At 35.3% G+C, this 15,746-nt stretch carries 15 protein-coding genes and 2 pseudogenes; 3 read left to right on the top strand and 14 right to left on the bottom strand.

Features of this window, described 5'->3' with window-relative positions:
• The first annotated feature begins 118 nt into the window (after window positions 1-118).
• The gene (locus QOR44_RS02600) at window positions 119-514 is read left to right on the top strand and encodes an A24 family peptidase (protein ID WP_000606045.1); all 396 of its coding nucleotides are present in this window, start codon (window positions 119-121) and stop codon (window positions 512-514) included.
• On the opposite strand, the gene nth is transcribed toward QOR44_RS02600, so the two are convergent.
• The 4 genes from nth to QOR44_RS02580 all read right to left on the bottom strand — a co-directional run bounded on the left by nth (window position 515) and on the right by QOR44_RS02580 (window position 4,104).
• Window positions 515-1,147 (bottom strand): endonuclease III, encoded by a 633-nt coding sequence (gene nth, locus QOR44_RS02595; RefSeq protein WP_000949176.1) that lies wholly within the window; start codon window positions 1,145-1,147, stop codon window positions 515-517.
• Between the two features lie 112 nt (window positions 1,148-1,259).
• Window positions 1,260-2,489 (bottom strand): AMP-binding protein, encoded by a 1,230-nt coding sequence (locus QOR44_RS02590; protein ID WP_000894050.1) that lies wholly within the window; start codon window positions 2,487-2,489, stop codon window positions 1,260-1,262.
• Window positions 2,482-3,600 (bottom strand): thiolase family protein, encoded by a 1,119-nt coding sequence (locus tag QOR44_RS02585; RefSeq protein WP_000796106.1) that lies wholly within the window; start codon window positions 3,598-3,600, stop codon window positions 2,482-2,484. The genes QOR44_RS02590 and QOR44_RS02585 overlap by 8 nt, the downstream gene beginning before the upstream one ends.
• Before the next feature lie 9 nt (window positions 3,601-3,609).
• A complete protein-coding gene (locus QOR44_RS02580) occupies window positions 3,610-4,104 on the bottom strand; it encodes a hypothetical protein (RefSeq protein WP_000732601.1) in 495 nt (164 codons plus the stop codon).
• Between the two features lie 124 nt (window positions 4,105-4,228).
• Here QOR44_RS02580 and bioB point away from each other — a divergent pair.
• Both bioB and QOR44_RS02570 read left to right on the top strand, forming a co-directional pair.
• Window positions 4,229-5,221: pseudogene (gene bioB, locus QOR44_RS02575) on the top strand (biotin synthase BioB).
• Window positions 5,222-5,761, top strand: a complete 540-nt coding sequence (locus QOR44_RS02570; RefSeq protein WP_000857895.1) for a biotin transporter BioY — start codon at window positions 5,222-5,224, stop codon at window positions 5,759-5,761.
• 66 nt (window positions 5,762-5,827) lie between these two features.
• Here QOR44_RS02570 and QOR44_RS02565 read toward each other — a convergent pair whose 3' ends face one another.
• From QOR44_RS02565 to QOR44_RS02520, 10 genes and pseudogenes are all read right to left on the bottom strand, one after another.
• Window positions 5,828-6,394 (bottom strand): aminodeoxychorismate/anthranilate synthase component II, encoded by a 567-nt coding sequence (locus QOR44_RS02565; RefSeq protein WP_000925634.1) that lies wholly within the window; start codon window positions 6,392-6,394, stop codon window positions 5,828-5,830.
• Window positions 6,395-6,521: 127 nt separating this feature from the next.
• Window positions 6,522-8,261 carry an ABC transporter ATP-binding protein gene (locus QOR44_RS02560; protein WP_000841525.1) on the bottom strand — a complete coding sequence of 580 codons (1,740 nt, stop codon included), beginning with the start codon at window positions 8,259-8,261 and terminating at the stop codon, window positions 6,522-6,524.
• Complete coding sequence (locus QOR44_RS02555) at window positions 8,251-9,996, bottom strand: ABC transporter ATP-binding protein (protein WP_000022475.1); 1,746 nt, start codon at window positions 9,994-9,996, stop codon at window positions 8,251-8,253. Before QOR44_RS02555 ends, QOR44_RS02560 begins: the two co-directional genes overlap by 11 nt.
• 178 nt (window positions 9,997-10,174) lie before the next feature.
• Window positions 10,175-10,690, bottom strand: coding sequence for a VanZ family protein (locus QOR44_RS02550; RefSeq protein ID WP_000919803.1), 516 nt, complete (start codon window positions 10,688-10,690; stop codon window positions 10,175-10,177).
• Window positions 10,690-11,796, bottom strand: coding sequence for a dual-specificity RNA methyltransferase RlmN (gene rlmN, locus QOR44_RS02545; RefSeq protein ID WP_001124990.1), 1,107 nt, complete (start codon window positions 11,794-11,796; stop codon window positions 10,690-10,692). Before rlmN ends, QOR44_RS02550 begins: the two co-directional genes overlap by 1 nt.
• 50 nt (window positions 11,797-11,846) lie before the next feature.
• Complete coding sequence (locus QOR44_RS02540) at window positions 11,847-12,425, bottom strand: YutD family protein (RefSeq protein WP_001224500.1); 579 nt, start codon at window positions 12,423-12,425, stop codon at window positions 11,847-11,849.
• A gap of 68 nt (window positions 12,426-12,493) precedes the next feature.
• Window positions 12,494-13,826: pseudogene (locus tag QOR44_RS02535) on the bottom strand (bifunctional metallophosphatase/5'-nucleotidase).
• 74 nt (window positions 13,827-13,900) lie between these two features.
• Complete coding sequence (locus QOR44_RS02530; protein ID WP_000796095.1) at window positions 13,901-14,974, bottom strand: SepM family pheromone-processing serine protease; 1,074 nt, start codon at window positions 14,972-14,974, stop codon at window positions 13,901-13,903.
• Window positions 14,964-15,449, bottom strand: a complete 486-nt coding sequence (gene coaD / locus QOR44_RS02525; protein WP_000161892.1) for a pantetheine-phosphate adenylyltransferase — start codon at window positions 15,447-15,449, stop codon at window positions 14,964-14,966. Before coaD ends, QOR44_RS02530 begins: the two co-directional genes overlap by 11 nt.
• Window positions 15,446-15,736, bottom strand: a complete 291-nt coding sequence (locus tag QOR44_RS02520) for a hypothetical protein (protein WP_000384889.1) — start codon at window positions 15,734-15,736, stop codon at window positions 15,446-15,448. The genes coaD and QOR44_RS02520 overlap by 4 nt, the downstream gene beginning before the upstream one ends.
• Between the last annotated feature and the right edge of the window lie 10 nt (window positions 15,737-15,746).

Below are 15,746 nucleotides of genomic sequence, written 5' to 3'. Positions count from 1 at the left end.
AAAATCCGCAACCGCTTGCTAATTGTCATTATGACGTTAGACTGACTATCTATAATAGAAATCGTAATCTCTTTTCTACCATTTTTCGAATATAAATATAAACTATAAAAAGGATTTTATGATTATGTCTACCATCTATTTTATTTCTTTATGCATGAGTTTTATCTTAAGTTATTATGATATAAAATACCAAGAGTATCCTATTTTTCTATGGATATTATTCACCATTTCAACGATAATTCTCACACCGATTACAAAAGTTTCTATTGTTTTGTGTTTATTTGGGATTTTAGCTGAAGTGGTTGATATTAATATCGGAAGTGGAGATTTCCTTTATTTAGCCACAATTGGCTTATCTTTACCTCTTCATCAAATGCTTTTTATTATTCAAATAGGTGCTTGGTTAGGAATTATTTATTGTTTAGTTATGAGAAAAATGAAAAAAACGATAGCTTTTCTACCGTTTTTAAGTATCGCTTATATAATCGTCACCAGTTACTCTCTTTTATTCTAATCACTTTAAATTATCAGGAAAGTGATAAAGTTGTGGGTACTGGTCGCATTTTGGATTTTTAGGATGACAAATTGCACGACCAAAATAAATCATGGATTGATGTGCAGCTAGCCACTCTTCTGGTGGTAAAACCTCCATGACTCGTTTCTCAATTTCCAGTGGAGAAGCCGACTGTTTGCAAATCTGGTGGTGTTTACAAATCCGAGTGACATGAGTATCTACGGCAAAAGCCGGAATACCAAATCCAACACTCATGACCACGTTAGCCGTTTTCCTTCCAACGCCAGCCAAACTTTCTAGCTCTTGACGAGTTCGGGGGACTTTTCCATCAAAATGCTCTATCAATTGTTTAGCGCATTGATTTAAGAATCGAGCTTTATTACGGTAAAGCCCAATTTTAGAAATATAGGGTTCAATCTCTTTGGGATCAGCTTGTGCCAAAACTAAAGGATTTGGAAAGCGTTCAAAAAGGGCGGGTGTAACTTTATTAACAGCTGCATCAGTTGTTTGAGCTGATAGCATTACAGCTACCAAAAGCTCAAAGACATTAGTAAAGTCTAAGCTAGGTTTAGCATCTGGAAATAACTTAATAATCTCACGGATAATATATCGTGATTTTGCTTTTGATAACATTTTATTCCTTATCTTTCTTTTTTATCATTATATCACGATATCTTTCAAAATAAAGAATATCAGAACTGAGGTTTGCAATCCATTAACCCTATTTTATTTTTTTAGTAAAAGCTCATGCTAACTGTCTTTTGAGTTGTTGATAATCAATTTTTCCAGATGGCATCAAAGGAATTTTAGATACAATATGATAATGCTTAAACCCATACTTCTTTTCAAAATGTTCCGATAACCACTTCAAACACTCTTGTTGCATCTGATTTTCAATTAAAACAATACAGCAATGTGACTCTTGTCCATGACTTTGACTCTCTTTTGTAAATGCTACTGCATCCTTGATATAAGGGCATGTTTTTATTTTTTCGATTAATCTAGGTAAATAGAGCTTAATGCCCGATTGATTGCACCAATCACCACCACGGCCAAATAGATATAATTTGCCATCTATCAGTTCACCATAATCACCAGCACAATATTCACTTGAAAGGCCACAGATACTATACGGTGTTTTTACAAAAATTCTTCCCTCTTTAATCCTAACAGCTACATTTGGAACGATTTCTCCAACATACTGTGGCTTATCTCGGATATCACGACCATCGTACCATGACACATAATTGAGCTCACTAGCACCATAGAAGATTTTCACTGACACTTTAGGATGCTTTCTATATAAACCTTCCAGTAATGAGTCAGAGACATATTGCGAAGAGGTAATAATAGTTTTATTGTCTAACGCAGTCTCCTTGCTATATTGTTCCACTAACTTGAGATAACTAGGGAGCAGATATAGATGCGTTACACCAGTTTTTTCCCATAAAGTCTGCCAGTATTTTACAGAATTTTTCTGTGTGACAACAAGTGTTCCCCCCAGTAATAAAAGGGATAGCGCTAAATTTAAGTTACCAGTAAATGAAAAATCACCTTGAATAAACAGTTTGCTATTGGAAGTGACCGAAAAATAAGCATTCTGAATGCTAAAAAAATCAGACCACGAAGTGAAGCTCCTCCACAATAGTTTAGCATCAGCTGTAGTCCCAGAAGAAAGAACACCAAAATCAGCTAGTTGAGGAGCATACTGCACTTCTTTTTCTAATCGACTTATTTCATTATGAGTAAGGTTAGGTTTACAAATAATAGGAAGAGCTTTTTGACATAACTTTGAAACAAATCTTACTAATTGGTTAAGCAGAGAGTGTGTGCTAATCACATGTTTCCTATTGTCTTGTGACGCCATATCTTGTCTTACTAAGTTATAAAATTCTCCATAACTGACCTGTAAATCACCATCAAATAACTTTTTATCGCTATTGGTTTTAACTATCGTTTTCAATGATTCAAGCATTCTTAACTCCTAAGTACTCTATTGATATGGCCATTCCGACTCCTCCTGCCCCTGCAATGGCAGTTAGACCCATAGGTTTATTTTTATATTTTAATGCCTGCATAAGATGAAGGATATTAATAATTCCTGAGCAGGCATAAGGGTGTCCGTCGTAAGCTAATGTCCCTCCAAAAATATTGAATTTTTCTCTCTCTTCAGGATAATAATGATTAAATAGAGCATCAATCGCTGCAAATGGTTCATTCCATTCAATTGCATCATAATCCGATATTTTAGTATGAGTTTCTGTTAATAGTTTTTCCGTAGCCGTGTGAACCAATTCTGGACTAAGCTTGGGATCTCCTGCTACTTCTACAATGTGAACAATCCGGAATTCTGTTTTCTGACTCTGAAGCGTTAGAAATGCAGCAGCATCGTGCATTAAACAAACATTTCCAATAGTGAGCAAAGGTGAATTTTCCATCAATCTTGGTAATTTTTGAAAAAATGTTTCTTTTAGTTTTCTAACGCCTTGATCTCGCATCCCTTCCATTGGTAAGATTACCTCTTCTAAATAGCCACCTTGTTTAGCTGTTAAGGCGCGTTTATGGCTCAAGAATGCCAATTTATCTAACATTTCTCTTCTAAAACCATATTTTTGACAGACTCTCTGGGCCCCTTCTAACATTACAGTTTCAGCATAAGAGTCAGGAGAAAACTGAGCAACTGTATATTCTCCGTTACGATTATCTTCTTTAGCATAACGTCTCATAGGTTGAAGAGAACTACTTTCAATCCCCCCAACAAGAACTTTTTCATTAATACCGGTACTGATTTTTAGATAACCAAAAAACAAGGCAGAACTTGATGAAGCACACTGCATATCAATCGTTTGTACTGGAATATAGGATTCATAATCAGAAAAAAGAGTCATCAAACGACCAATATTGCCCCCAGTACCAACTGTGTTCCCACAAATAATACTATCAATGTTAGATTCTGATTCTATTTTTTTTATTTGATTTAAAAGGTGTGCTCCTAAAAGTTCTGGACGGTAATGTTTAAATTGCTTCCCTTTTATACCGATAGGTGTTCGTAGCCCAAAACCAATATAAACATCTCTATTCTTCATATGTTCCCCTCACCATAATATTTGATGCTGAAAAATAATCACTGTGTTATCCACTACTTGCACTGAGAATTCTTGATTCACCCTTACTGGAGATAAAAAAGTCAAATGAATCTCCTTTATTTTTCCTTTTCTAACTTCCATTATTTTTTCCAATAATAGAGCCGCAGGCACAATAGCTGCTTCCCCTTGGTGAAAAGGATTTTTATCTCGCACTAAGCTAGTGAATTTTTGACATTCTTCTATTGAAATAAGACTAGCCTTCTCTTCCCTTGCAGGACAGTCACTGGATGCTAGTGACATTGGCTTAAGTTTTGGTAAATTAAGCATCCTCAAATGGTAAATCCATTGCTGATCAGTTACCGTTACCTCAAGAATTCTCTTAGAAATCCATTTAATATTATCAGATGAGCCATCCTCTCTTTGATACAAACTAAGTTCAACAATTACAAAATTAAGCGGCAAATCTCGGCACATAGCTATCGCTTTTTTAAATAGTTTTTTCATCTTATCTCCCGTCAAAATATAAGACCAGTATATCATAATTTTTTATATTGTTAACTTATGATATCGACTAAGTTTACAATATAGTTTTTTTATGCTATTATTAATTTCGTTAAAGGAGGCTATCATGTCATTTCAAACAAATTATATCCATTTGGCTGACGAAATATTATCTGGAAAGACTAGCATTTCTTATGAACAAGCGCTGGAAATTCTAAATAGCGATGAGAACTGGTGGGAAATCTACGCTGCTGCCTTATACCTTAAAAATCAAGTTAGCCGAAATAATATTCGCCTTAACGTTTTATTAAGTGCTAAGCAAGGACTTTGTGCAGAAAATTGTGGTTACTGTTCTCAATCTAAAGAAAGCACTGCTGACATTGATAAATTTGGTCTGCTTCCTCAAAATGTCATTCTAAAACAGGCTATTGTCGCTCATCAAAATGGTGCTAGCGTCTTTTGTATTTCGATGAGTGGAACTAAGCCTAGCAAGAGAGAAATTGAGCAGTTATGTTAAGTCATCCCTGAAATCAAAAAAAGCCTCCCTCTAGAAATATGCCTTACCGCTGGTTTTTTGGATAGAGAACAACTTCATCAGCTAAAACAAGCAGGAATTGACCGTATCAATCATAATCTCAACACCCCCGAAGAAAACTACCCCAACATTGCAACGACGCATAGCTTCAAAGATCGTTGTGATACTTTAGAAAGAATTCACAATGAAGACATTGATGTTTGTTCTGGATTCATTTGTGGTATGGGAGAGAGCGATGAGGGGCTCATCACATTAGCTTTCAGACTAAAAGAGCTGGACCCCTATTCTATCCCTGTCAATTTTTTACTTGCTGTTGAAGGAACACCTCTTGGAAAATATAACTATTTGACTCCCATTAAATGCTTAAAAATTATGGCCATGTTGCGTTTTGTTTTTCCTTTCAAGGAATTAAGATTAAGCGCTGGACGAGAGGTCCATTTTGAGAATTTTGAATCATTAGTCACCTTACTTGTTGACTCAACTTTTTTGGGAAATTACCTAACAGAGGGCGGTCGCAATCAACATACCGATATTGAATTCTTGGAAAAATTACAACTAAATCATACTAAAAAGGAATTAATTTAAATGAAAACAAGAACAACTACCTATATTGCACTCATGGTTGCACTACTTATTGTTTTAGGTTTTATCCCAGGGATCCCATTAGGTTTCATTCCAGTCCCAATTGTTTTACAAAATCTTGGTGTTATGCTGGCAGGTGCTCTGCTTGGTAGTAGGAAGGGTTTCCTAGCTGTGGCTATTTTCTTGCTCTTAGTTGCTATTGGTGCACCATTTTTACCAGGAGGACGGTCAGGTCTCGTAACGCTGTTTGGGCCAACAGCAGGCTATCTGCTGACTTATCCATTTGCAGCTTTTTTTATCGGCCTAGGGCTTGAGAAAGTGAAAACAACAAAACTCTGGGTTCAATTCCTTATTATTTGGATATTTGGCGTACTATTGATTGATATTTGTGGTAGCATCGTTCTTTCCTTTCAAACTTCTCTACCCTTAACTAAATCACTATTTTCTAACCTTATTTTTATTCCTGGGGATACCTTAAAAGCATCCATTTGCTTGATTATTTATCGTAAATTTGCAAACAGATTAACTCATCTATACAACTAAATAAAAGACAGTACCTAAGGTACTGTCTTTTATTTATAGAGAGTCATTATCCTACACTAACACATTTTAGTCATTAATTAACGTCAAAAAGTTTTCAATCATTTTCATTCCATCAATACTCCCGATTGACTCAGGATGAAACTGCATCGCATATACCTTTAAGCTGGGGCAATGGAATGCCATGATTTCATTATCCTCATTTGATCGTGCAATAACAGCAATATTCTCTGGTAAATCAGTCACTACCAATGAATGATAACGCATAACTTGGGTTGGACTATCAATTCCCTTAAACAAACTAGTATGGTCGTTTATTGTTACCCAACTTTGTTTACCATGCATAACGTGATTTGCTAAATTTAATCGCCCACCCAAGCACTCGGCAAGCGCTTGATGCCCCAAACAGATACCTAGAATAGGTTTCTTTCCTATAAACTGATTGATTAATTCTACCATTTTCCCAGCATCCTTTGGGTGTCCTGGTCCAGGTGATAAGACGATGGCTTCTGCGCTCTCAGCTAATAAAAAAAGGTTAGGATCATCATTTTTTATGACGAATACCTCTTTATAGACACTTAAATATTGCTTTAAATTATAGGTAAAAGAATCGTAATTATCTACCAATAGTAACATTTTATAGACCTTTCCTTGCACTTTGACCTCATTATACACTAATTGTAAAATATAAAAAAGGCTTAGAGGAATAACTACTCCAACCTCTAAACCTCACAGATTATGCCTTTTGAATAGTCTAAATTTTCTAGACCTCCATCATGCCAGCTTGTAATTGGTACATACGATAATAAGTCCCTTTTAGGTCTAATAAAGACTCGTGATTCCCACTTTCAATTATCTTTCCTCTATCAAGAACATAGATACAATTAGCATCTTGAATGGTTGATAAGCGGTGAGCAATGGCAATTGTTGTTCGACCTTGACGCATTTTTGCTAACGAATCTTGTACAATCTGCTCTGTTTCCGAATCAATATTTGCTGTCGCTTCATCTAAGATTAAAATTTTAGGTTTACTAGCCACAGTTCTGGCAAACGCCAATAGTTGGCGTTGTCCAGTCGAAAAACTTGACCCACGTTCTGAAACAGCTGCATCGTACTTATCTGGCAACTTCTGAATAAATTGATCAGCATCAACAAACTCTGCTGCGTCCTGTACCTCTTGATCGGTGATGTCTTGGTACATTTTGATATTAGATTTAATAGTGCCATGATATAAAAAGGGGTCTTGTAAGACGAGTCCAATATTCTTTCGCAATTGTTCTTGTGAGTAATCCCTAATATCCTTCCCATCTAATAAAACTTGTCCAGATTGAAATTCGTAAAACCTCATAAAGACATTAATAATAGATGATTTTCCAGAACCTGTCGCTCCTACAAAAGCAATCGTTTCACCTTTTTTAACACTAAAAGAAACATTATCAAGGATTTGTTTTTTTCCATCATATGAGAATGATACATTTTTAAATTCGATATTTCCTTCTCTCACAAAAGCTTCTGTATTTTTTTGGCTTGGTTCAAAACCTGTTTCATCAATCAAATCAAACACACGCCCTGCTGATACCATTGATGTTTGTAAGGTTGAAAAATTTTGCGTTACTTCAATTAAAGGGTCAAAGAGACGATTAACGTACTGAATAAAAGCATACATCAATCCTGCCGTAAGACCTCCTTTAACTCCTGTAAATCCAAAATAAGCCATAAGAACAGCATATGCTAGGAGTTTTAAAAGAGACATCGCCGGTCTTAAGAAGAGACTATCAAGAGCCATAGAACGATTGGCATACACAACATGCTCTTTGTTAATTTCCTCAAATTCAGTCTTCAAGCGCTCTTCTTGACCAAAAGCCTGTACAATGCGAATTCCTTCAATACTTTCTGATAATTTACTGTTGATATCACTAAGTAAACTTCTCGTTTTAGCAATGACAGTGACTGATTTTTTCCGATAGACATTCACTAATATAAAGATAACAGGTAATAAAAGAGCGACAAGTCCTGTTAGTTTAATGTCTAGCATCAACATAGTGTACAGAGTAACTGTAAAAATAAATATCGCCGAGATAAAACTCGATAAAATACCCGAAAACATATCAGATATTGCTTCAGTATCATTAGTAATACGTGACACTATAGATCCTGCCGGTGTCCTATCAAAATAAGACATGCCAAGCCTTTCCATATTAGCAAAAGCATCTCTACGAATATCTCTAACAATACTATAAGAAACACGCGCAAAAAAGAGATTCCCAAAATATTGAATTAAGGTCTGCAAGACATACATTGAATAATATCCCACTAAAATAAGAACTGCTGTTTGATTAACATTTGTCAGATAGTGATCAATAAAATGTGAAGCAATTAAAGGAATAATATTTTTAACAACAGTCGTCAACAATAAGAGAGATAGAGCTAATACTGTAAACCATTTATAAGGGCGTAAATAGGAGATTAATCTCTTAAAGACTTGCCATTGATTAGACTTCATCAAATGCTTCCTCCATTTCTAATTGCTGTGAGGCATACGTTTCAGCATACCAACCACCTTTATTTAGCAACTCTTGATGCTGACCTCGCTCGATGACTCTGCCGTCTTGCATAACTAAGATAAGGTCTGCGTGCACAACAGCTGATAATCGATGTGCTGAAATAATAGTCGATTTCCCTTGACGATTCGTTTTAAGATTTTCAATAATGGCATGTTCCGTTTTAGCGTCCACTGCTGATAGAGAATCATCCAAAATAAGAATATCTGGATCTAAAATCATGGCACGACTCATCGCAATCCTTTGTTTTTGTCCACCAGATAATGAGACTCCTTTTTCTCCAATTAGAGTCTCAAATCCTGCTGGCATCTGTTTAATGTCATCGTAAACATGAGCCAATTTAGTTGCTTTTTTAACAGCATTGATAGATAGAGTTGGATTTCCAAAGCGAACATTTTCTAAAATACTGGTAGCAAATAAAAACTGATCTTGAGGAACATAACCGATTAGTTGACGTAACTCAGACAATCGATAATCACGTATATCATGTTTATTTAAAGTAATTTTTCCCTGAGTCACATCATGTTCACGTAGCAATAACTTAATAAGACTTGTCTTCCCTGATCCCGTTTGACCTACCAAACCTAAGGTTTGACCTTTTTCTAAGGTGAAATGAATATCGGCTAAGGTTTCTTCATTGTCGTATCTAAAGAAATCAATATCATATCTTAATGTTCCATTGACAACAGGTCTGATAGGATTTAAAGGGTCAGTTATATCCGATTCTTGCTCAAGTAGGCTATTAATACGGTTATAAGAAACACTACCACGCTGTACCATATTGAACAAGAAACCAATCGCCATCAAGGGCCATACCAACATATCTAAATACGTCACAAATGTTACCAAGTCACCAACAGTAACTTGACCTTTTGAAATCATAAAAGCTCCCATAGCCAATGTTAATACGTAGGAGGCACCTATAAAAAGAAGAACTAAAGGATCAAACATGACATCATAAGTCATGGTCCGCATGTTCTTCACGAAAGTCATCTGATTAACCTCTTGAAAAGAAGCAATTTCTTGTTCTTGATAACCAAATGATTTAGTCACTTTGACGCCAGAGACACTTTCTTGCACTTTATTATTTAATTCTGAAAAGGCTGCCTGAGATTCTTTGAAGGTTTCATGGGTTTTTCGCCCCAATTTACTAGTTGCTAAGGCCATTAAGGGCAAAGGGATAACCGCAATTAATGTCATTTGCCACGAAATAGTAAAGAACATGGTGATAAGCGTTACTAATGCTGTGATAGAGGCATCCACTGCTGACATAACTCCTCCTCCTGCAAGACGTGTTAGAGAATTGATGTCGTTGGTCGCGTGCGCCATTAAATCACCTGTACGATATTTCTGATAAAAAGAAGGAGACATTTTTGTAAAATGTTCAAATAAACGGTATCTGACAACTTGACCCAATTTGTAAGAAGTCCCTAAAATATACATACGCCAAATATAACGCAGCCCATACATAGCTAAAGCTGACAAAACCAAACCTAATAAATTCCAGAGTAATTGTGGTCTTGTTAATTTTCCAGTTGTAATAGCATCAATAACTGATCCCATGATTTTAGGAGGGATAAGATTTAACACCGCAACCAAACTTAATGACAAAATTCCAATAAGATAGCGCTTCTTTTCTTCCTTAAAAAACCACCACAAATTTTTTATAATAGACATATTTTTCCTTTCTCAAAGATTGAAAAACATCATAATTAAGTCAGAAGACATGAAAAGTGTTTTAAAATTCTCATTTAACAACTCTCTATTATGCCTCTATAAGCTTACTTTCGTCAACTAAAGTGATTCTTTTTAAATAGTAAAAGGCTTGAACAATATCATAGCCTTTACATTATTTTCATTTTCTAATAGTTAGAAGCCAACCTTTTATGTTTCGATAAGTCCATAGGGCGAAAGGACCGCCTAAGGTATTTGTCCATAGATCGTCGATTTCAAAAACCCGATTAGCATCTATTAAAATATCTAAAACAACTTGAGTACACTCTATGAAAAGAGACATCAAGAAAGCAAGTAATATAACGCTTTTATATTTCCGTAAACTTGGCTTTAGGGATAGTAACCCTATAATGAGAGGAAACAGCAGTAAAATATTCACTACATTTTGACCAATAACCCAAAAAATCTCTTTAAAGCTAGTTAGCTGATCTAAACTACGAAAAGAATTAAATGGTACTAAAAGAGCTACAATTCTTCCGAAGCGCTGAACATTCGGAGTTGATACCCCCTCAATCATAATTTGAGGCCCAAAACACATCCTGACAATAATAAGACAATAGATAATCACTAACATCCAAACGAAACGACGACTAATCTTTGTCAATTCCCCATCTTCAGTAAGTAATCTTTTAAGCATTACTGCCCTACCTTCGCTTTTTGACGATCGCGTTTCATTGTGTTTGAACGTAATTGCCCGCAAGCTGCATCAATGTCCGTACCATGTTCTTGACGAACAACACAGTTAACTCCATTTTTCTTCAAAACGTCATAGAAAGCTTCTACACGCTCTTTAGGACTACGACTATACTGGTCATGTTCTGAGACAGGATTGTAAGGAATTAAATTGACATAAGATAATTTGCGAATCTTTTTCGTTAAATCTGCTAACTCTTGAGCATTTTCTGGGGTATCGTTGACACCATTTAACATAATATACTCAAATGTTACACGACGGTTAGTCGTCTCAATATAATATTCAATAGCCGCAAACAACTTTTCAAGAGGGAAAGAACGATTAATACGCATGATACTTGATCGTAAATCGTTATTTGGAGCATGAAGAGATACTGCTAAGTTAACTTGTACACCTTCATTTGCAAATTCACGAATTTTATGTGCTAAACCTGAAGTAGACACTGTAATGTGACGTGCACCAATAGCTAATCCATTATCATCATTAACTGTACGCAAGAATTTTAATACATTGGTATAGTTATCAAAGGGTTCACCTATTCCCATGACCACAATGTGACTAACGCGCTCACCTTGTCCACGTTCATCAAAATATTTTTGAACAAGCATAATTTGAGCAGTGATTTCGCCATTGTTAAGATCACGTTGTTTCTTTATTAAACCACTTGCACAGAAAGTGCAACCAATGTTACAACCAACTTGAGTCGTTACACATACTGATAAACCATAATGTTGACGCATCAAAACCGTCTCAATCAGCATGCCATCAGGTAATTCAAAAAGGTATTTAACAGTTCCATCAGCAGATTCTTGAACAATACGTTGTTTTAGAGGATTAACAACAAAATTCTCGTTCAAAAGTGCAATAAAATCTTTGGAAATGTTAGTCATTTCATCGAAGCTTTGCACACGCTTTTTATAGAGCCAGTCCCAGATTTGTGAAGCACGGAATTTCTTTTCTCCATGTTCAATAGCCCAAGCTATTAGTTCATCGCGAGTTAAGCTATAAATAGAGGGTTTATAGGCGGGTGTATCAGTTTTTTTAGGCATAATATTTTCTTTCTTCATGGTGGAATAAACGGTTACAGTTTATCCCTTTCTTATTTTTTCTTACGAATAACAAAATGCTGCTTTGCAGAGGTCATTTCCTTATCTTGCTCTTCTTTAATATGACGTTCTTGACGGCGTTTTGTGTCTTTACGCTTTTTACTTGTAAAATGAGCATTGGCATTTGACTGGGAACGATTATTTCTAGTTTGTGACTTTGATGATTGTGATTTGGATCTTGACTTACGACGCTTATGAGGTCTTTCATCATCAAATTTAATATCTCTAGGATTTGGATTCTCCAACACAAAATAAGCACAACCAAAGTTACAATACTCTTTAATATAATCTTCTAAACGTGAAATCCGGCTATTTTTTCTAATTGTACTAGCATCTTTGTAAAAGCCTCTTAGCCTCAACTGCTCGTTACCCCAATCGCCAACGATAAAATCATATTTTAATAAAATCTCAGAAAAACGTTGTCCAAAGACAGTCACATCAAAAGCTGATTTTTCATTAATAACAAGTTGAAATTCAATATCATCACTTTTAACGATATTTTCAAAGTGAATGAACTGTGGGCCAGGATACTTATTATAGTTAAGCATCTCTGGTGTCACTTCTTTTCGCATAATACTCCTTTCTCTAAAATCATTGAGAGAAACGACTAGCTTCTACTCTTTATTTATCTATTTTTCATTTATAGTGTCATATTTATTAAATAATCTGCTGCCACATCTCTGAGTAATTCAGGAAAAGCAAGTCTACTTTTTTCGTTTTTAAACACTCAAAATACGATGCAAAATAATACTGATCAACGATTACAAGAATCACTTCTTCTTTGGCATCAATATCTTTCTCATTATACACTATTTTTCCATTTTTGTAATCAAATCCCGAATGTAAAACTTCTCCAAAGCACTTGCCACGAAAGCCCATACCATGAATCTTTTGTTGCGCTAAAAATTGACCTTGTTGATAAATAGTTTCATAAATCTCTAAAAGTTCTTGACTACTCACTGTCAATTTAGCGAGGCGCATTTGATGAGGTAATGATTCGTGGAGATTTTTCCTCGAAAAGTCTTTTTCAAATGGCTGAACAATTAAGCCAGAATTGATAATAGCAACATCTGCACCTGCGTAAAACAGCATCGCATCCATGACTAGTTGGTACGATTCTTCTAATGATAATGGTGCTGGAAAGGATATTAAACTTTCTTTTCTAAGCTGTTCTTTACCTTCTGACTCAATCTTCTTAGCCAGTCACTGTCCGAAGGATAACCAGTTAGTTGTTTTGTATCACATGTTGAGATTAAAATATCTTTTAGTGTATGATTATCAAAAGTTATATCAATACTCCCAACAAAGCGACCATATTTACCAGCTGCTGCAAGATATGTACCGTTAATTAGCTCCCCTTCCTCAAATAAATGGTGTGTATGTGCACCTATAATAAGGTCAATTTCTGAAAATTCTTGAGCAATCCTTGTATCAAAACGAATACCTAAATGACTCATCAAAATGCGACAATTTGCCTCTTTTATCTCATTTATTTGTAAATGGCATTTAAGACAGTCAATTGGATCTTCTATCGTCCACCCATTAGGTTCATAGGTTTTATAATAAGGAAAAGTATAAGCTAAAAAGGCAATCTTAGTTCCTTGCTGCGTCTCATAAATAATGTAAGGTTTTGCCCAACTCGGTTCGATTATGTTATCTTTTAGATTGCCAACAATAACCGTAAAATCTGAATCTTTGTAGACTTGGTCCAAGTCTTTTTTGGATAAACCAACTCCTTCATTATTACCAATAGTAGCAAGCTCAATACCCAGTTCATTCATCAATTGGACATTAGCCTTTCCCGAGCTTGCTTCTGTCAAAGGATGGCTTTTATCAATATTATCCCCCAAGTCAAGTGAAATCGTCTCTATTGGCTGCGCTTGATTGTCATGAAAAAATCGTTTTACCTTAGGAAAATTCTCAAAATGAGAGTGCAGATCATTTAAATGTAGTATTCTTATAAGCTCTGTCATACTATCATTTTAGCACTTTGATAGTCAAATGTCGCAAAACAAAAAAGCCGAGCAGACGCCCGAACTCTTTGAGTTTATTTTGTTTTTTTCAAATAATCAATAGCTTGCTGAACATTTTGAACTGGTACAATTTTCATCTTCGTACCTAATCGCTTAGCTGCTGCTTTTGCCTCTTGATAATTCGTCTGAACCTTTGTTTTGCCTTTTTTAGCATTTTTATCGATCGGATTATTAGGAACAAAGAAAATATCCATTCCTTTTTTAGCCGCTGAAACAACTTTCAAACCTGCTCCACCAATATCGCCAACATGCCCATTTTGCTCAATAGTACCAGTACCTGCAATCTTACGTCCTTTACGTAAATCTTCTTTAACCAATTGGTCGTAAATCGCTAAAGTAAACATTAAACCTGCACTTGGTCCTCCAACACCTTCAGTATTAAAGTCCACAGGAACATCAGATAATACTTCTGTATGGTCTGTCAAACCGATACCAATACCATTTTTACCGTTTGATAGTTTAATAACTTTACCAACTGATTCTTTCTTTTTACCTTGACTTGTGTATTGTACCTTTACTTTATCACCTAGATGAAGAGCTGCAACATATTTGATAAGTTGAGAAGAATTTTTGAAACTTTTGCCATTAACTCCTGTGACTGTATCAGCTAAATGTAATCTATCTTTAAATGTCGAATTTTTAGCTAAGTTAAGCACATAAACTCCTTTATAAGTAAGAGATACTTGCTTATTAGCTAACTTTAAAGCTTGATAGATGGACTCATTTTGAGAAGTCTCCATGTAGAATTGATTAATTCTGAGATAATCGTCATTACTAAAGCCACCTGTTGTCTCCTCTTTACTAGATAATTCTGTAAAAGGAGTTAACCAAGCATAAAGAACCTGAGCTGGCGTTGCTTGACTGACAGATACCGCTACAAAATTGTACGAACCCTTAGCTTTATCAGCCTTTTTATTCACTTTCAATACCGAACGGATATCATAAGCTCCACCTGGCATTTCCAAATAATAAGGTAGTCTCACTACAAGGCTTGCTAATACTAACAATAAAAAAGCAAAACCTATAATCCACCATTTAAGCAGACCTAGTAAACTTTTATGTTTTCTTTTTGGATCTCTATTCTTCACTCATTTTCTCCACTTCTCTAACAACACTCTTTGGAACAAAAGGCTTCACAGAAGCCTTAAAATGTATCAATTCACGGATGCGACTAGATGATATCGGACTCAAAGATGGCGACGTTGATAAATAAACTGTCTCAATATCATCTGCCAACTGTTTATTAAAAAACTCCAAATTGGCTTCATAATCAAAATCCTGGCTATTACGCAGACCTCGAACAAAATATTTTGCTCCCACTTCCCTTGCTAAGTCAACAGCCAGTCTATCTTGCGCCACTAAAACTGAAACATTCTTAAACTGACGGATAGCTTCTTCTAACATTTTTTTACGGCACTCAATCGAAAAGTAACCTTGCTTCTCAAGGTTATAAAATAACCCAATGTAAACATGATCAAATAGATAGCTGGCGCGCTCAATAATATCTAAATGTCCATTAGTAACAGGATCAAATGAACCTGTAAATAAAGCTTTCTTTGTCATTCGTCGTCATCTCCACAATAATACAACCATAAAAAGACTACCACAGGAATCAGGCGAACAATGTCTATTGCCTCAAAACCATTAGCTATCCAATTGATAAGATTTGGCAAAAAAGTAATCATTGCCATTAATAGATACAATGGATTTTTTGTTCTTGATAATGAACAAACTCCTTCATCATTTTTGAAGTGATAATGTTTTAGCAACTCTTCTAAATAGTGAAGGCGCAACAACAAATAAATCAATATGACTAAGATGAGAATAATCATCACTAACTTGTAATCCATACCAAAGCCT

The organism is Streptococcus agalactiae (genome assembly GCF_949788565.1).
GTDB lineage: Bacteria > Bacillota > Bacilli > Lactobacillales > Streptococcaceae > Streptococcus > Streptococcus agalactiae.
Note: the sequence above shows the minus strand (reverse complement) of the source record. Positions and strands in the feature narration are given on the sequence as shown.